Genomic DNA, 18,238 nt, shown 5'->3' on the forward strand with positions numbered 1-18,238 from the left:
TTCTTACCTGGAAGTAATATATCGAGCTGAGAGACCACCTTACTCATCGATAGGTGCCGATAAAGTGACATTCCCACGACGCTCCACACCATCAGTTCCATGGGGAGCCTACGCTTTCGAATCGTCGTGACGCCTGTGTCTTCAAGGCATTGATTAATGAGAGCGGGGCACAGGAGATCTGATAGGCCATTAAGTTGGTCAGCAGAAAATTGGTGTATTCGGTCGAGGGCTTGTCTTAAGAACATAAAAAAATCCGAGTGTAGAAATACACTCGGATTTTGCCAGCCTCTCAGGATCGTTCAACCGATCATTTTTTGCTTAACTGATCGGCATTACGCACAGTGGCGAGGCTCTCGATGCATTGCGGTGTGCTTTTGATCAAGCACACCGGCAAGGATCACGCTTACATAGAGTAAGTGTATGGCGCTTGGATACCCAATGGGATACCTAGAGCCCAGTATGCTAGCAGGAAGATACTCCAACCGATCAGCATGGCAATCGAGTAAGGCATCATCATTGACGCCAGCGTACCGATACCTGTGCTCTTCACATAACGTTGACAGTAAACAACCACCAGCGGGAAGAACACCATCAAAGGAGAAATGATGTTAGATACTGAGTCACCAACACGGTAAGCCGCTTGAGACAATTCAGGGGAAATACCCAACGCCATCAGCATAGGAACAAGGATTGGACCAATCAATGCCCATTTCGCCGACGCAGAACCGATCAGCAGGTTCACACTCGCGGTAAGCAGGATCATACCAATGATGGTCAATTGACCAGGCATGTTCAGTGCTTTTAGCAATTCAGCGCCTTCCAATGCCAGCAAGGTACCAATGTTTGATTGGCTGAATGCAGCAAGGAACTGAGCACAGAAGAATGACATCACGAGGTAGCTACCCATCGTAGACATGGTCAGGCTCATTGCCTTGATGATGTCACCTTGGGTTTTGAATGTACCCGCTACGCGGCCATAAACCACACCTGGAATCACAAACAAGATGAAGATCAATGGCACGATAGATTTCATCAGCGGTGCGGTAAATGCTGTCAGTTCACCTTCAGGTGAACGCAGTGCTGAAGATTCTGGAAGAATCGCAAACACCAGCAACGCAATACCTGCAAGCATGGCAAAACCTGCGCGGTTGAATGCTTTACTTTCGATATCCGTGAAACTACCCAAATCCGGTGCTTTTTCAGCATCTTCATCGATAGGCAGTTTGTTTAGGCGTGGCTCGATGATTTTCTCGGTCACATACCAACCGATACCCACGATCAGGAATGACGACAAACCCGTAAAGTAAAGGTTAGCCAGTGGGTTTACCACATAGTCTTTATCCAATACTTGTGCTGCTGACTGGGTGAAACCAGCAAGCAATGGGTCGATACCCGCAGGAATGAAGTTCGCTGAGAAACCACCAGATACGCCCGCAAATGCAGCTGCAATACCCACCAGTGGGTGACGACCCGCTGCGTGGAAGATAATGCCGCCCAATGGAATAACCAGAACATAACCCGCATCTGCCGCTGTATGCGACACGATGGCCACTAAGATAAGTGCTGGTGTCAGCAGTTTCTTAGGGGTGACGTTTAGCATTTTCTTCAAGCCAGTGGTGATGAAGCCAGACGCATCAGCTACACCCACACCCAGCATTGCCACTAGCACGATACCCATAGGCGCGAAGCTAGTGAAGGTGGTCACCATATTGGCAAGGAAGTTCGCCAATGCAGTACCTGTAAGGAGGTTGTTAATTTCTACGGATGCGCCGGTAACAGGGTGTATCAGGCCAAAATCAACCTGAGAAAGAAGTGCCGACAAGCCCCATACAATCAACAGTCCATAAAAGAACAATAATGCCGGATCAGGGATTTTGTTCCCTGCTTTCTCAATCCCGTTGAGAAACTTGTCCATTGCGCTTTTCGGCGCGTCTGGAATGTTGTCCATAGCATGGTTACTCATGTAAAGCTCCATGGTTAAAAGTGTGTGTTTGCTTCGCTTACTGCGAATTATTTTGCTGACGTGAAACCACGTCATAATTATTCAACAGCATAAAATACATATTTAATTCTTATTTGATAGTCACAAACACCCAATTAACTCACAAAAAAAGAATATTAGTTCAGGAAATACACAGCTTTCATACACACTGGAAACAATGAACCACCTGACGCGCAACAAACGAAATAATGCGTTTACGTCAGGATGAAGAAATGAGTATTAAGCAGGCTGTTAGTGAGTGACGTCACGGTTTTGAGAGGGACAGAAGAATCAGACAAGTTCAAGTGAATATTGAAAGAAAGGCATACATCAATGAACAAAAAATCACCGTTGATGAAAAAGCCTCCGCCTGATCGGCAGAGGCTTTGAGCGCTTTAAGGGTTAGCGATTAAACGTTAGCAAAATCAAACATGTCTGAACTTACGTTCCAGCATTTGAAGTTTTCGAGAACGATCTGTGTGTTATCACAATCAAACGTAATCAAGGTCGATTTACCCCAATCAAACGAATACACGTTGACTTGACTGATGTGCGTAGCGACAGAATTATCAATCACCAGCGAATCATAGTGCTTGTTGAAATCTTTGATGGTGTCTCGACCATCGTTGGTTTCAAACACAAAGCTATCACAGCCACTGCCACCGGCTAAAATGTCGTTGTGGTTGCCACCTTGTAGCCAATCATTGCCAGAATTTCCGTACAACTTGTCACAATCATTACCACCCAGCAGGTGGTCGTCACCCGAGCCGCCAGAAAGAAGATCGTTATGATTGCCCCCGTTTAGCGTGTCATCCCCAGGGCCGCCGTACAATCTATCACAGCCGTCGTTGCCATTTAGGGTATCGTCCCCTGCTTGTCCATACAACATGTCGTTGCCAGCGCCGCCAGAGAAACTATCGTCACCAGCACCACCGAAGAAGGTATCGCAGCCGGCGCCACCGTCGCCATAATCGTTACCATCACCACCATGGATAGTGTCGTTACCGCCGCCAGCCCAGAAACCATCATTCCCGTTACCGCCATGCAACACATCGGTGCCATTACCTGTGGTGATGTGATCATCGCCATCGCCACCAAAGACGGTATTGTTACCACTGTTATCGGTAATGACATCATCGCCGCCATTCCCGTAGATGGTATCGTCACCCGCGCCGCCGTCGATCACGTCATCACCGTGGCAATCATCGGTTGCTTCAAGCACCACGTTATCAATTAAGGCGCCGATACAATCGGATTTGCCTGTTGCTGTAAAGCTCAGTGTGATGTCTTCAACGCCTTGAGGGATCTCAAAGCTGGCCTCGAAATTTTGGTAAGCACGAACCGTCGACTGGTTATCAAAGGATCGACTAAACAAAACATTGCCATCACCATCAAATACCTCAACCTTGAATGGACTGGTTGTGGTGTTGTTACCCGCAAAGCGATTGGCATAATCAAAGGAGAAGTTCATGGTGCGGTCGCCGTCTGCTGTCACGTTGGTGACATCAATATCCTGGCGAACAGAAGTGTTGACTGTGCTATCCAGCTCTAGCACTGTGTTGTGCTGCGGGTTGTAAGGCGTGCCACCAAACGATCCTTGCTGTAGTTCGATCTTGGTGGCATCTACGCTGTACCAACCCGGAACTTGATCGTCTTCCAACAATGTCCAATCGTTGCCAGAGTTATCCCCCCAGCTTTCAAAGCCACTGTTAAGGACGAGGTTTATTTCATCACCGTAAATGACATCATCGCCATCGCCGCCCGTGATCGTGTCATCGTCACACCCACCGGAAATGATGTCATCGCCGTCACCGCCGTCGATGGTGTCATCATCGTCCCCGGCCCAGAGATCATCATTGCCGTCACCGCCAATTAAGGTGTCATCACCAATATACCCTTCGAGTTTGTCATCGCCGTCGCCACCGTCCATGTAGTCGCTGCCAGCCTGACCAAAGAGCATATCGTTATCGCCATCACCGTACATTTGGTCATCGCCATCACCGCCGAGCATCACGTCGTCACCATTCCCACCATGTTGCGTATCAACGCCGTTTTGCCCCCAAAGATAATCCGCACCATTGCCGCCGTTTTGGGTGTCGTTACCGTCGCCCCCCCAGAGAATGTCGTCGCCAACGTTGCCATCCATGGTGTCATTGCCCGCATCCCCCCAGAGAATGTCATCACCTTGACCGCCATCCAAGGTGTCATCACCATCCCCGCCAAATAAACGATCAACACCGCCCTGGCCGAAAATAACGTCGTTTCCGGCTTGGCCATAGACGACATCGTCCGCTAAACCGGCATAGATAGTGTCATTACCCTCACCGCCTTCAATATTGTCTTGGCCATCATTGCCATAGAGGAAGTCGGCACCACCGCCTCCGACAATGGTGTCATCCCCCGTACCGCCGTGCACTTCATCATCGCCTTCCGAACCGAGCAAAGTGTCATTGCCTGAACCGCCATTGATGTAGTCGTTACCACCCTCGCCGCGGATATAATCATTGCCATCAGAACCATAGATCTGATCCGCGTCTGATGTGCCTACGAGTGTGTCATCGTTCACTGTTCCATTGATCGTTGCCATTTTCGATACCTTTTAATAAGTCATACGAATACCGATGTAAGCACTTCTTTTGAGAGTAAGAAGCCCTATAGATATCTGGGCCAGAAAGACTAGAAGTTCATACATCGCACTATCGACTATGGCAGAGGTTGAGAACGTTTCAAGGGCAGGAAATGAGCGTTAAACCATGAAGTTAGATGACATAAGGTGAGGACTAAAAAAGCATTAACTACTATATAAGAGTGTCTAGTCAGTGTTTTTCTAAACAATAAGACAGGAATATATGGAGCGACATTCTGTTTGAAAATTCGGGCTATTGTACTGATGAAAAGCAGGTTTACTGATAAGCAGATGTTTGCATAAATCCATGTCAATCTCCGGTCAGCTAATGGTTAATTTTTGACCTTTACATTGCCCAAGGCATAAAAAAACCCCGAAGCCTGTTCGGGGTTTAAAAAAGCTAAGCGATTAACGCATACTTTATTGAAACGGAAATAATGAATTATTCCCACTCAATTGTTGCAGGTGGTTTGCCTGAAATGTCATAAACAACACGGCTAATACCATCAACTTCATTGATGATGCGGTTAGACACCTTACCCAAGAAATCGTATGGCAGATGCGCCCAGTGTGCGGTCATGAAATCGATCGTTTCAACAGCACGTAGAGACACAACCCAATCGTATTTACGACCGTCACCCATTACGCCCACAGAGCGCACTGGCAGGAATACAGTGAACGCTTGAGACACTTTGTTGTATAGGTCCGCTTTGTGCAGCTCTTCAATGAAGATAGCGTCAGCACGGCGCAGCAAATCACAGTATTCTTTCTTCACTTCACCAAGCACACGAACACCTAGGCCAGGACCAGGGAATGGGTGGCGGTAAAGCATGTTGTAAGGCAAACCAAGTTCTAGGCCGATCTTACGCACTTCATCTTTGAACAGCTCTTTCAGCGGCTCAACCAATCCCATTTCCATGTCGTCTGGCAGACCGCCAACGTTGTGGTGAGATTTGATCACGTGCGCTTTACCCGTCTTAGACGCTGCAGATTCGATCACGTCAGGGTAGATAGTGCCTTGTGCTAGCCATTTCGCATTTTTCAGCTTCTTCGATTCTTCATCGAAGACATCGACGAACACGTGGCCAATTTTCTTACGCTTGGCTTCTGGATCTGAGATACCTTCCAGTGCGTTAAGGAAGCGTTCTTCGGCATCGACTTTAATGATGTTTAGGCCAAATTGGTCACCAAACATATCCATGACTTGCTGGCCTTCATTCAAACGAAGCAGACCGTTATCAACGAATACACACGTTAGTTTGTTACCAATTGCACGGTGCGCAAGCATCGCAACAACAGAAGAGTCTACACCGCCCGACAAGCCAAGGATAACTTCGTCATCACCCACTTGCTCTTTAATACGCGCAACTGCATCTTCGATAATTGACTCAGCAGTCCACAAACGCTCACAACCACATACGTTCAGTACGAAGTTCTCAAGCATCTTCAGACCATTTTTGGTGTGCGTTACTTCTGGGTGGAACTGCACGCCGTAGTATTTTTTATCTTCATTTGCCATCGCCGCGAACGGACAGGTGTCTGTTTGCGCGATTTTCACGAAGTCAGCTGGGATCTCGACCACTTTGTCACCGTGGCTCATCCATACATCTTGAGTAGTTTCTAGGTCAGCAAACAGTGCTGAATCACCCGTCACCTGTACTGCTGCATAACCAAATTCGCGTTCGTCAGAGCCCGCGACTTTACCGCCAAGTTGCTCTGCCATGGTTTGCATGCCGTAACATACACCAAACACTGGCACGCCAGAATCGAATACATATTGAGGCGCACGTGGAGAGTTTGCTTCTGTCACGCTCTCTGGGCCACCAGACAGGATAATGCCATCTGGATTGAACTCACGAATATCCGCTTCATCTACATCCCAGCTCCATAGCTCACAGTAAACACCGATTTCACGTACACGGCGTGCGACGAGTTGAGTGTATTGAGAACCGAAATCCAAAATTAGAATGCGTTGGTCATGGATGTCTTTAGTCATTTTGAGCAGTCTTATCGTTACCGCCAGCTAAGCTTGATCGCTTGGGAAGACCCATACCATATGGGTTTTATTCCTACGCTGTGGTTGTGGGTTATGAAAACGAGGCGAGTGTACTCGCCTCATATCAGTGCTTCAAGAAAAAAAGCAAACGTTTACGTCTCAGGAATTCTTTACCAGAAATTAGCTGCGACGGTAGTTCGGTGCTTCTTTGGTGATCTGTACGTCATGCACGTGAGATTCCGCCATGCCCGCACCTGAAATAACAACAAATTCAGCTTTGGTGCGCATCTCTTCAATCGTTGCTGAGCCCGTCAGACCCATGCTTGAGCGCAGACCGCCCATTTGCTGGTGAACGATTTCTTTCAGGTGACCTTTATATGCAATGCGACCTTCGATACCTTCAGGAACCAGCTTGTCTGCCGCATTATCTGATTGGAAGTAGCGGTCTGAAGAACCTTGAGACATTGCGCCCAATGAGCCCATGCCACGGTAAGACTTGTATGAACGACCGTTGTATAGGATCACTTCACCTGGTGCTTCTTCTGTACCCGCAAACATTGAGCCAACCATGACACACGATGCGCCAGCCGCGATGGCTTTACAGATATCACCAGAGAAACGGATACCACCATCAGCAATAACAGGAATACCGTAGCCATTTGCGACTTCAACAGCATCAGCAATCGCTGTGATTTGAGGAACACCGACACCAGTCACGATACGTGTAGTACAGATAGAGCCAGGGCCAATACCCACTTTAACAGCGCTCACACCAGCTTCAATAAGGGCTTTCGCTCCCGCACCCGTTGCGACGTTGCCGCCGATGATGTCGAGATCAGGGTATGCTTCGCGTGTTTCGCGAATACGGTTTAGCACGCCTTCAGAGTGACCATGTGAAGAGTCAATAAGTAGAACGTCCACGCCTGCTTCAACCAGTGCTTTTACGCGCTCTTCATTGCCTGCGCCAGCCCCCACTGCCGCGCCAACACGCAGACGACCTTGCTCATCTTTACAAGCATGTGGTTTGGTTTCAGCTTTGTGGAAATCTTTTGCGGTAATCATCCCTGTCAGTTGGAAATCATCATTCACAACCAGTACTTTCTCAACGCGCGCTTGGTGCATTTTTTCTTGCACTTCTTCGCGACATGCGCCTTCTTTTACACTCGCTAGACGCTCTTTAGGCGTCATAACAGCAGAGACTTTCTTGGATAGGTCAATCACAAAGCGAACATCACGACCAGTAATAATACCAACAAGCTCGTTACTCTCGGTGACGACAGGGAAACCGGCAAAACCATGCTTTTTGGTGAGTTCAACAACATCTGCGATTGTCGCATCTGGATGAACCGTGACTGGATGGGTGACAACGCCAGCTTCAAAGATCTTCACTTGGTGAACCATCTCAGCTTGCTGTTCAATTGACATATTTTTATGAATGAAGCCAATGCCGCCTTCCTGCGCCAGTGCGATAGCCAAACGTGCTTCAGTCACTGTGTCCATAGACGCAGAAATCATTGGGATGTTCAACGAAATAGTTTTCGTCAGTTGAGTGCGTAAGTCGGCAGTGTTTGGAAGAACTGTGGAATGTGCTGGAACCAGCAATACATCATCGAAAGTTAGGGCTTCTTTAGCTATTCGTAACATTGCAATATCTCACGCCAAAATTAAATACGGGGGGACTAAATATTGCCGCAGCATTATACTGATGACGCAAACGTTTGGCTATAGATTTTCACGAAAACGTTTGGCTTTCATTTTTCGGCTCAGTACCATGTTCTCATCCCGCTGATTATCAAGGCATAAATATCGATGAATTCTGCCAACAACAATATCTACACTGTCTCACGGCTCAACGCTGAAGTCAGGCTGTTGCTTGAGAACGAAATGGGCATTGTGTGGCTGGTTGGTGAGATTTCTAACCTCACCGTTCCCGTATCAGGGCATTGGTATTTCACCTTAAAAGACAGCCGTGCACAGGTAAAGTGCGCCATGTTCAAAGGGAATAACCGTCGCGTCACCTTCAAACCTGCCAACGGTAACCAAGTGCTCGTGCGAGCTCGCCTATCATTGTATGAGCCACGGGGTGACTACCAAATCATTGTCGAAAGCATGCAACCCGAAGGCGACGGTTTATTGCAGCAACAGTTCGACAAACTCAAAATGAATCTCGCTGCAGAAGGTTTGTTCGCGGCAGACTTAAAACGCCCACTGCCAGAGCAACCCCGCCGTGTTGGTATCGTCACCTCGAAAACGGGCGCTGCACTGCACGACATTCTGCATGTATTGAAACGACGTGATCCAAGCCTTCCTGTGGTAATTTATCCGACACAAGTACAAGGCAAAGATGCCGCCATTCAAATTGCACAAGCCATAGGCAGAGCAAACAGTCGAGATGAATGTGACGTGCTGATTGTTGGACGTGGTGGTGGTTCGCTCGAAGATCTATGGTGTTTTAACGAAGAAATCGTCGCACGCACCATTGCTGCCAGCACCATTCCTATTGTGAGTGCGGTCGGCCACGAAGTGGATGTCACCATTGCCGATTTTGTTGCTGATGTTAGAGCTCCGACCCCGTCAGCGGCCGCTGAGCTCGTCAGCCGTGATACCTCACTACGCACTCAACAGTATTCTCAGCGTACCGATAGGCTAGCGCACAGTGTCTCGACCCACCTAGCAAGAAGCAGAACAGCCCTCACAAGGCTTCAACACCGTTTGGCAATGCAACACCCCCAAGCGAGGCTCCAACAGCAAGCACAGCAGTTTGATGAGCTTGAGCGCCGTTTATATCAATCCATGCGTCAAACGCTTCAAACAGAGGCACAACGTCTTGATCGATCGGCACAACGCTTAGAGCGTTACTCCCCTGCGAGTCAGATTCCACAACTCAGTATTCAGCTTCGTTACACGGAGCAACGTTTGGTTGATGGCATGAAACAATTGATGAGCCAACAGCGCCATGCTCTGGCCTTACAAATGGAAACGCTGGATGCCGTAAGTCCGCTTGCCACATTAGCGCGAGGCTATTCGATCACGCGCAATGACAAAGGGAACGTGCTGAAAAACGTCGCAGACACATCAAAAGGTGATGTGATTACAACGACACTTGCAGATGGTGAAGTGCAATCTACGATCCTGTGATGGGATCTTGCTGATGGAAAAACGGTGTCTTTAAGACACCGTTTTTTTTGCTTCAAAGACAATGTTTGCCGTTGAGCGAGATGTTAACTCATTACACTCATGGCAGAAGTAACTGGTTGAGCCACAGGCCTGTAGCCTCTCTAACTGAGCGCTGCACGTGTTACAGTATCCCTGTTTGATAAAAGTGTTATCGCAAGGATTACAAACATATACGCCACTTTCCCACATCAATGCTTGTCCACAATCCGGACATAAATTTTCCATAGCGCTGCCCACCAATCAACCTCTCTCACTGTATTTTCATACGCTTATACAGCACGCAGTCTGCTTTTCTATTCTATCTTTAACAGTGAACGCATGAGAACAGCATCTTGCTGGATCCTAGGAAGATCGTCAGATCTCCGTGTTAACGGCATCTGATCAGCGATCACCCCTCAAAAGAATATTTATCAATACAACTCCCGAAAGCATAAGTTACATGTTCTGCATATGGATTTAAGGCAATATAAAATATCGTTAAATGTTATAAACATGAACACTTACAGACTTTTATAAATAAAAGGTCATTTATCGAGCGTACATTAATTCATCCATGCTATCTAGAACGATATTTTTAACTGAATTACACTTTTAATGTGACTAAGATCAAGTAATTAGTGAAACGGAAGAAACAGATCAATAACAACATCGCTGTGATCTGGCATTTTTTCTGAGAGATCTCTGAAAGCATGAGCCAAAATGGCAAAATTACGGAAAGATGTTTTTTTAAAAGTCTGTGAAGATTAAATGGCATAAAAAAACCGGCCTCAGTGGGCCGGTTTTTTATCATCATTCAGAATGATTATTTCTTATTTCGGTTTTTAACCATATCCATCAAGCGTTTACGTTGTCGCGATTGAGAGATAGTGAGTTTTTCACCCTTACCTTCAAACGGGTTCTCGCTACTCTGGAATTGAATACGAATTGGCGTACCCATGATTTTTAGCGATTTACGGAAGTAGTTCATTAAATAGCGCTTGTAAGAATCAGGCAGCTCTTTCACTTGGTTACCGTGAATCACGAAGATAGGTGGGTTATAACCCCCCGCGTGCGCATATTTCAACTTAACACGACGACCGCGGATCATCGGTGGTTGGTGATCGTCTTGTGCCATGTTCATGATGCGTGTCAGCATTGCTGTTGAGATACGCTTAGTCGCGGACTCATACGCTTCCTGAATTGACTCAAACAAGTGACCAACACCCGTTCCATGCAGTGCCGAAATAAAATGGATGCGCGCAAAGTCAACGAAACCTAAACGGCGATCTAGCTCAGATTTAACGCGGTCTTTCACGTCTTTATCTAAACCATCCCACTTGTTCACTGCAATCACGATTGAGCGGCCCGCGTTCAAGGCAAAGCCCAATAAGCTCAGATCTTGGTCTGAGATGTTTTCTCGCGCATCAATCACTAGCAGAACAACGTTCGAATCTTCGATCGCTTTCAGTGTTTGGATAACAGAGAATTTTTCTACTTTTTCGTTAACACGCTTACGACGACGAACACCCGCCGTATCAATAATCACATACTCGCGACCATCACGTTCCATAGGAATATAAATAGAGTCACGGGTTGTACCTGGCATGTCGTAAACCACCACGCGATCTTCACCGAGAATACGGTTAGTCAGTGTTGATTTACCCACGTTTGGACGGCCGATAATACCGAATTTGATTGGCAGATTTTGCAGACGCTGAAGCGCAGTTTCTGCATCTTCTTCCGTCAGATCTTTATCTACTTCCTCAAATTCTTCTTCGCCAGTCAGATCGACCAGGCCTTCGTGTGCTTCTTTTTCTGCCAATGCTTCCGCATACGGTTTCAAAGCGCGATCCATCAGACCGAGAACACCACGACCATGTGCAGCAGCAATTTGGAACATGTGCTCCATGCCCAACTGCCAGAACTCTGCACTTGCAGCATCAGCGTCGATGCCATCAACCTTGTTAACGACAAGGAAGGTGGTTTTTTCACGTGAACGCAGATGTTGAGCGATAGCTTCATCAGAAACCGTCAAACCTGCACGTCCATCAACCATGAACAAAACAACATCAGCTTCTTCAATCGCAGCCAATGACTGTTCAGCCATTTTGGTTTCGACACCTTCTTCTGTGCCATCAATACCACCGGTATCAACCACGATGAACTCGTGCTCGCCCAGCATGGCTTTTCCGTATTTACGATCCCTGGTCAATCCCGGAAAATCGGCAACAAGCGCATCGCGCGTACGTGTTAGCCGGTTAAAGAGTGTCGACTTCCCAACATTCGGACGCCCAACAAGGGCTACTACAGGAATCATACTGACCTCTAGAATTTTCTTGGTTATGAATAACAGCGGCTCCTGACTTTGAAAAGTCAGGAGCCGAATATTTTATAAACGCCCAATACTCAATACCTTGTATCGAATTGGACGTTACGATTTAACTATGGCGTTTGCTTTTTGGTGATGCTGCCATCGCGTGTAACGACGATATACCCATCGTCCACGTTCATTGGCGCAACCGCAATGCCACTATCATCAAGCTGCTGTTGAGCAACAAACTCACCAGACGTTGGATCAATCCAGTGCAGGTAGCCTTCGGCATCACCGACAACCACATAGCCAGAAATAGCCACAGGCGCGGTTAGCTGACGATACTCAAGTTCTTTGTTCGTCCAAAGCTCTGTGCCACTACGTGCATCAACGGCAACAACATGATCTTTATCGGTGATCAGGAACAAGTAGCTCCCAGCAACCATGATATCTGTTGACGAACTGTACGTGCGTTTCCATGCAGGGCGACCTGAACGTAAGTCGATCGCCACCAACGAACCGTTGTAACCCACCGCATAAAGCAATGAACCCGCAACCACTGGCGTTGAATCAACATCAACCAAACGATCAATTTCAGTTGCGCCTTTCGGGCTTGCAATGGTTTGCTGCCAAATGATATTGCCATTCTCAATGAATGCAGCACCTAGACGACCATTTGCCATGCCCCAGAATACACCACCAGAAATCGAGACTGGCGAACTGTCACCACGAAGCGTCAGGTTTGGCACTTCACTGGACAAACTCCAGCGCTGCTCACCTGTTTCAGCTTCATAAGCTGAAATCTCACCGCGGCTTGAATTCACCACGATCAGCCCTTCATCAGCAAGCGGTTTAGACAAAATTTCGCCACCAACTTGCGTGCGCCATACGAGCTCACCGGTTTCTTCATCCAGCGCAATGAGTTCGCCAGTTTCAGTACCAATGTACAATTTGCTGTATGAAGCTGTGATACCGCCAGAAAGAAGCGCAGGCGCTTCTTCACCAAGGTTCACACTCCAAACGGTTTTGCCGCTTTCAAGATCCATGGCCGAGACGATACCGTCGCGGTCAGCAGCATACACTTTATCGTAAGCCACTGCTGGTGATAGATTGCTGAAATAGCGTCCAACACCATCACCCACTTGAGAAGACCACAATTGTGCTGGAGTAAATTCGCTTTGAACCACTGGCAATGGTGCCATTTGGATCGAATCTTCTTCACTCGCACAACCAGCAAGTAGTGCGCCTAAAAGGGCGACTGCACCAACATGTTTCCATCCCTTGCGCATCATTGTCAGACCTTATTGCGGCAGATTATCTAGCTTCATCTGAACAACAGGGTTTGAAGCAGCGGCGATAGATGCTGCATACGCAGAACGTGCTGCGGCTGTGTCTCCCTGACGAAGTTCGATGTCACCACGTAGCTCTTCAACTTGAGCAGTCCAGCTTTGTGCTGTCACTTTGTCCAATTCTTTCAGCGCTACATCGTAATTTTTCAGCTCAGCTTCAACACGCGCAAGACGCACAGAAGCAATCGCACTTAGGGTTTCATCTTTTGATGATTGAACCATGCGAAGCTGTTCCGCGGCTTTTACCAATTCATTGGTTTCAACCAGCGATTTTGCCAATTGTAGAGACAAGAGAGAGGCATACGCTTCGCCTTGACGCTCACTGATGAAAGCGGCAGCTTGTTCTTCTGCTTTTTCATCACCCGCCGCCAATGCATTGACGACTTGTGTGTAAGCTTCAGATGCTTGCTCGCGGCCCGTTTCTTGTTCAGCTTGGAAATAGCGCCATCCATATAGGCCACCCAAACCAATCACTGCGCCGAGGACAACGGCTTTACCGTTATCCCGCCACCACTGTTTAATCGCTTCGACTTGTTGTTCTTCTGTGGTGTAGACGTCCACGTTTTGTCCTCTCTTAAACCAATTGAGCCAATTTTTCAGCTACATCATCCTGAGAAATGGTTAGCTGCTCACCGCCTTTAAGGTCTTTGTAAGTCACCATATTTTGCGCAACTTCATCTTCACCCAACACGAGAGCAACAGACGCGCCGACTTTATCCGCGCGCTTAAATTGTTTCTTAAAGTTACCCCCACCAAAGTGGGTCATCACACGCAGACCTGATACGGTTTCACGCAGCATTTCAGCCAGTTTCATGCCCGCAGCCAGTGTGCCTTCGCCCGACGTTACCATGTAAACATCAACAGCGGGACGTGTTTCGTTAAGCTCGAGTGTTTCCATCAACAGAACCAAACGCTCAACACCCATTGCAAAGCCAACCGCAGGCGTCGCTTTACCACCCAGTTGCTCAACAAGGCCATCATAACGGCCACCGCCGCAGATAGTGCCTTGAGACCCTAGGCTTTCAGTGATCCATTCGAAAACAGTACGGTTGTAGTAATCAAGACCACGTACCAATTTCTCGTTAACCGAATATTGGATGCCAGCCGCGTCCAACAGTTCACACAAACCTGCAAAATGTTGCGTTGACGCTTCATCCAAGTACTCCGACAGCTTAGGTGCGTCAGTCAGTACCGCTTGGATTTCTGGTACTTTGGTATCCAAAACGCGCAGCGGGTTGGTGTGCATACGGCGTTTGCAATCTTCATCAAGTACAGACTCATGCTGCATCAAGAAGCTCACCAAGGCTTCGCGGTAATTTGCGCGTGCTTCTAAAGAACCGATAGAGTTCAGCTCTAGACGAACATGTTCATGAATACCCAGTTGACGCCATAGACGCGCTGTCATCATGATCAGTTCTGCATCAACGTCAGGGCCATTTAGACCGAAGACTTCAACACCAAATTGATGGAATTGACGGTAGCGACCTTTTTGAGGGCGTTCGTGGCGGAACATAGGACCCATGTACCATAGGCGTTGTTCTTGGTTGTATAACAGGCCGTTTTCGATGCCTGCACGCACACAACCCGCCGTCCCTTCAGGACGAAGACTCAGGCTATCGCCATTGCGGTCTTCAAAGGTGTACATTTCTTTTTCTACCACGTCGGTCACTTCACCGATTGCGCGACAGAATAGATTCGTCATTTCAACGATCGGCATGCGCACTTCGCTGTAGCCGTATGCGCTGATCACGTCTTTTACTGTGCCTTCAACTTTTTGCCAAAGTGGAGACTGTGTAGGGAGGCAGTCGTTCATGCCTCGAATCGCTTGAATTGATTTTGCCACTTTAACTCTCGTAACCGATCTTATGTTTCGCGTGAAGTCTGCAGATTGCTTACTTCTCTGTATTTACATCAATGCGATTGTTTTCATCAAGCATTGATGCCTTTGCCCGGATCTTCGCTTCCAGCTGATCGATCAGGTTGTCATTATCAAAACGTTCTTTTTGACGCTTGCCATCATCGTAATACGCACTGCGTTTATTACTACCGGCAACACCAATGTGTGATACTTCCGCTTCGCCGGGGCCATTGACCACACAACCAATGATGGAAACATCCATAGGAACAACCACGTCTTCCAGACGTTGCTCCAACGCATTCACCGTGCCGATAACATCAAACTCCTGACGGGAGCATGTTGGGCACGCAATAAAATTCACACCGCGTGAACGAATGCGCAATGACTTGAGAATGTCGAAGCCAACTTTAATTTCTTCAACAGGGTCTGCTGCCAATGAGATACGAAGAGTATCACCAATCCCCTCGCTGAGCAGCATACCAAGGCCAACCGCCGATTTCACGGAACCCGCACGCGCGCCGCCCGCTTCGGTAATACCAAGGTGAAGCGGTTGATCAATGCGCTTTGCAAGCTGACGGTATGATTCTACCGCCAAGAACACATCGGACGCTTTCACGCTGACTTTGAATTGATCAAAGTTTAATCGATCAAGGATATCAACGTGGCGCATGGCGGATTCCACCAACGCTTCCGGCGTTGGCTCGCCGTATTTTTCTTGTAAATCGCGCTCAAGTGAGCCGCCATTCACACCAATTCTGATAGGGATATTTTTGTCACGTGCAGCATCAACAACAGAGCGAATGCGCTCTTCATTACCAATGTTACCAGGGTTGATACGCAAACAATCCACACCGTACTCAGCGACTTTAAGCGCGATACGATAGTCGAAGTGAATATCAGCAACCAACGCAATCGACGTTTGTTGACGGATCAACTTAAACGCTTCTGCGGCTTCCATGGTAGGCACAGAGATACGAACAATATCAGCACCGACTTTTTCCAGCGCCTGAATTTGCGCAACTGTCGCGTCGACGTCAGTTGTGCGGGTGTTTGTCATTGACTGGACTGCTATTGGTGCGCCGTCGCCAATTGGCACGTCACCCACATAGATACGCGTGGATTGACGACGTTTAATAGGAGATTCGGTATGCATTAGGTGTACTCTGAATTACTTCGGAAGGCTCAAACGGGCTACCCGACCTGAAGGATAACCACTGAGATCAACTTTTTTGCCATCATAGGCGAGGTCTACGGCGCTAGGCGCACCTAGGACGATTTTAAACGGTGCTTTGCCAGATAGCGATACGCTTTCTCCGGCCGTTTTAATACCCGCAACCAAGCGCTTGCCATTGGCATCACGCACATCAACCCAACAATCTGCACTAAAGCGCATGGTTAACGGCGCAAGCGGTGAGTTTTGCGTTGCAGTCGGTGTTGTAGATGTGGTCGAAGATGCCGTTGTTGTCACCGGTGCGGATGTTTCAGTGCGCTCCGCGCTGCTTGCGGTCTGCGTTGGCTCTGATTTAGACAACACAATGTCAGTGGAGACGTTCTCTTCTGTCACATTGCTTTCTGCTGCGTTTGCGTCAGTCGCTGTGTCTTCATTGCTTGCAGCATCAACATTGCTTGCAGATGCAGCGGTATCACTTGAACCATCTGTTGATGCAGGCTCAACCACGTCAGTGACAACATCGAGGGAGACTATATTGCCATCGCTGGTTTCAGTTTCTTGCTGCGTAAAAATATTCGCGCTCTCTGGAAGCGAAAGCAACGGATCGTTTTGCTGGTTTTGCCACCACCAAAATGCCGTCAAGCCAATCACCACCGCAAGGATCACCCAGGTTAATCCCATCACACGGCTGTCGTGTTTTTCTAAACGCGTTTTACGCGAAAAACTCTGCATTTGTTGTGCAGAGTCTTCATGTTCTTTTGCTGGCTGAAAATCGCACAGTAGCTTGTCAGAATCTAGCCCGACAAGCTTGGCGTAAGAACGAATATAACCACGGGTAAACGTGGCGATCTGTTTTTGATCGCAACAATCCGCTTCTAATTCACGAATAACGGAAACACGAAGTCGCAATCGATCCGCCACATCCTGTTCGGTCAACCCTTGCGCTTCTCTTGCTTGCTTCAGCGCGGTACCTGGATGTGTCGCTTCGATGTCTAATGGCTGCTCTTCGTTTTTTTCAGTATTCATTCGCTAAGTACAGTCTATATTCTTTCGATTTAGGGAATTGTTTAGCCAATACATTCGCATAACGCTCCACTTCGTGAGGGCGCTCCGCTTTTGCTTCCAATGAAATCATAGTCAGCAAACTGTTAGAGCGGTATCCATATCTCTTATGGAACTGGAACAAGCGTAATCTGGCTTCATTCAGCTCATCGTCTTCCACTTCTAACTTTGCAAGTTGCAGCGTAGACAATGGACGATTTGGTTCATGATCAATGGCTTTTTCAAACCATTCCTTTGCTAAGACCGCGTCACCAGACTTTAAGGCACAAATGGCGGCATTCTCGTAACTGCCTGACATTTTGTAATAGTACGGCTGCTCTATCGCTTTGGCAAAGGCTGCTTGTGCTTCGTCATAACGTTCCTGACGGCACAAGAAAACGCCATAATTGTTTCTAACATCTCCGTTTCGCGGTGATGTACGAAGCGCTTTCTTAAATTGCTCTTCCGCTTGGTCGTACTCGCCCACTTCTTGAAGATAGTGAGCGAAGCTGATCAGTGCACGATAATAGGTCGGTGCATGCTGCACAGCCATTTCAAGGTTTTGTCGTGCCCTTTCCCATTGCCCAGCATCAAGATAGGCAAGCCCAAGCGCTATTCGGGATTCAGCAATTTGAATGGTATCAAACTTCGCGTTGTTTTTCTCTTCTGTTACTGTGACACAACCAGCTAATAATCCCATCAATAACAGACTACAAAGCGTCCTTGCCATATTCCCATCCTATCAATCA

Annotated in this window: 14 protein-coding genes; 1 reads left to right on the top strand and 13 read right to left on the bottom strand. The window is 47.8% G+C overall.

From position 1 onward, the window contains the following. The 5 genes from BM082_RS19135 to guaB all read right to left on the bottom strand — a co-directional run. On the bottom strand, positions 1 to 245 hold a 245-nt coding region (locus BM082_RS19135; RefSeq protein ID WP_208862506.1), incomplete at its 3' end, for a transposase domain-containing protein. 158 nt (positions 246 to 403) lie between these two features. Continuing rightward, positions 404 to 1,963, bottom strand: a complete 1,560-nt coding sequence (locus tag BM082_RS19140) for an AbgT family transporter (RefSeq protein ID WP_017008638.1) — start codon at positions 1,961 to 1,963, stop codon at positions 404 to 406. 427 nt (positions 1,964 to 2,390) lie between these two features. After that, positions 2,391 to 4,568 (bottom strand): calcium-binding protein, encoded by a 2,178-nt coding sequence (locus BM082_RS19145; protein ID WP_074928220.1) that lies wholly within the window; start codon positions 4,566 to 4,568, stop codon positions 2,391 to 2,393. A 481-nt stretch (positions 4,569 to 5,049) separates the two neighbouring features. Then, the gene (guaA, locus tag BM082_RS19150) at positions 5,050 to 6,603 is read right to left on the bottom strand and encodes a glutamine-hydrolyzing GMP synthase (protein ID WP_017008636.1); all 1,554 of its coding nucleotides are present in this window, start codon (positions 6,601 to 6,603) and stop codon (positions 5,050 to 5,052) included. A gap of 180 nt (positions 6,604 to 6,783) precedes the next feature. After that, positions 6,784 to 8,247 (bottom strand): IMP dehydrogenase, encoded by a 1,464-nt coding sequence (gene guaB, locus BM082_RS19155; RefSeq protein ID WP_017008635.1) that lies wholly within the window; start codon positions 8,245 to 8,247, stop codon positions 6,784 to 6,786. A gap of 159 nt (positions 8,248 to 8,406) precedes the next feature. On the opposite strand from guaB, the gene xseA reads away from it, so the two are divergent. Next, entirely contained in the window at positions 8,407 to 9,741 is a 1,335-nt protein-coding gene (xseA, locus tag BM082_RS19160) for an exodeoxyribonuclease VII large subunit (protein ID WP_208862540.1), read from the top strand. Between the two features lie 30 nt (positions 9,742 to 9,771). Here the strand turns inward: xseA and BM082_RS19165 are convergent, their stop codons facing one another. The 8 genes from BM082_RS19165 to pilW form a co-directional block, all read right to left on the bottom strand. Then, a complete protein-coding gene (locus tag BM082_RS19165; RefSeq protein WP_074928226.1) occupies positions 9,772 to 10,005 on the bottom strand; it encodes a zinc ribbon domain-containing protein in 234 nt (77 codons plus the stop codon). Positions 10,006 to 10,582: 577 nt separating this feature from the next. Further along, positions 10,583 to 12,076 (bottom strand): ribosome biogenesis GTPase Der, encoded by a 1,494-nt coding sequence (der, locus tag BM082_RS19170; protein ID WP_026024456.1) that lies wholly within the window; start codon positions 12,074 to 12,076, stop codon positions 10,583 to 10,585. A gap of 125 nt (positions 12,077 to 12,201) precedes the next feature. Then, the gene (bamB, locus tag BM082_RS19175) at positions 12,202 to 13,362 is read right to left on the bottom strand and encodes an outer membrane protein assembly factor BamB (protein WP_017008632.1); all 1,161 of its coding nucleotides are present in this window, start codon (positions 13,360 to 13,362) and stop codon (positions 12,202 to 12,204) included. A 9-nt stretch (positions 13,363 to 13,371) separates the two neighbouring features. Beyond that, entirely contained in the window at positions 13,372 to 13,980 is a 609-nt protein-coding gene (locus BM082_RS19180) for a YfgM family protein (protein WP_017008631.1), read from the bottom strand. Positions 13,981 to 13,993: 13 nt separating this feature from the next. Further along, positions 13,994 to 15,262 carry a histidine--tRNA ligase gene (gene hisS / locus BM082_RS19185; RefSeq protein WP_017008630.1) on the bottom strand — a complete coding sequence of 423 codons (1,269 nt, stop codon included), beginning with the start codon at positions 15,260 to 15,262 and terminating at the stop codon, positions 13,994 to 13,996. 49 nt (positions 15,263 to 15,311) lie between these two features. Next, positions 15,312 to 16,430: a flavodoxin-dependent (E)-4-hydroxy-3-methylbut-2-enyl-diphosphate synthase gene (gene ispG, locus BM082_RS19190; RefSeq protein ID WP_017008629.1), complete on the bottom strand. Its 1,119-nt coding sequence runs from the start codon at positions 16,428 to 16,430 to the stop codon at positions 15,312 to 15,314. Between the two features lie 15 nt (positions 16,431 to 16,445). Further along, complete coding sequence (gene rodZ, locus BM082_RS19195; RefSeq protein WP_017008628.1) at positions 16,446 to 17,474, bottom strand: cytoskeleton protein RodZ; 1,029 nt, start codon at positions 17,472 to 17,474, stop codon at positions 16,446 to 16,448. Next, on the bottom strand, positions 17,464 to 18,219 hold the full coding sequence (pilW, locus tag BM082_RS19200) for a type IV pilus biogenesis/stability protein PilW (protein WP_026024455.1): 756 nt from the start codon (positions 18,217 to 18,219) through the stop codon (positions 17,464 to 17,466). Before pilW ends, rodZ begins: the two co-directional genes overlap by 11 nt. Positions 18,220 to 18,238 lie beyond the last annotated feature (19 nt).

This window comes from Enterovibrio norvegicus DSM 15893, assembly GCF_900115495.1.
In the GTDB taxonomy this organism is placed as follows: domain Bacteria; phylum Pseudomonadota; class Gammaproteobacteria; order Enterobacterales; family Vibrionaceae; genus Enterovibrio; species Enterovibrio norvegicus.

Excerpts from the sequence above, each read along its gene's own strand:
- BM082_RS19140 (WP_017008638.1), bottom strand. The coding sequence starts at position 1,963 with ATGAGTAACCATGCTATGGACAACATTCCAGACGCGCCGAAAAGCGCA.
- BM082_RS19145 (WP_074928220.1), bottom strand. The coding sequence starts at position 4,568 with ATGGCAACGATCAATGGAACAGTGAACGATGACACACTCGTAGGCACA.
- guaA (WP_017008636.1), bottom strand. The coding sequence starts at position 6,603 with ATGACTAAAGACATCCATGACCAACGCATTCTAATTTTGGATTTCGGT.
- guaB (WP_017008635.1), bottom strand. The coding sequence starts at position 8,247 with ATGTTACGAATAGCTAAAGAAGCCCTAACTTTCGATGATGTATTGCTG.
- BM082_RS19165 (WP_074928226.1), bottom strand. The coding sequence starts at position 10,005 with ATGGAAAATTTATGTCCGGATTGTGGACAAGCATTGATGTGGGAAAGT.
- der (WP_026024456.1), bottom strand. The coding sequence starts at position 12,076 with ATGATTCCTGTAGTAGCCCTTGTTGGGCGTCCGAATGTTGGGAAGTCG.
- bamB (WP_017008632.1), bottom strand. The coding sequence starts at position 13,362 with ATGATGCGCAAGGGATGGAAACATGTTGGTGCAGTCGCCCTTTTAGGC.
- ispG (WP_017008629.1), bottom strand. The coding sequence starts at position 16,430 with ATGCATACCGAATCTCCTATTAAACGTCGTCAATCCACGCGTATCTAT.
- rodZ (WP_017008628.1), bottom strand. The coding sequence starts at position 17,474 with ATGAATACTGAAAAAAACGAAGAGCAGCCATTAGACATCGAAGCGACA.
- pilW (WP_026024455.1), bottom strand. The coding sequence starts at position 18,219 with ATGGCAAGGACGCTTTGTAGTCTGTTATTGATGGGATTATTAGCTGGT.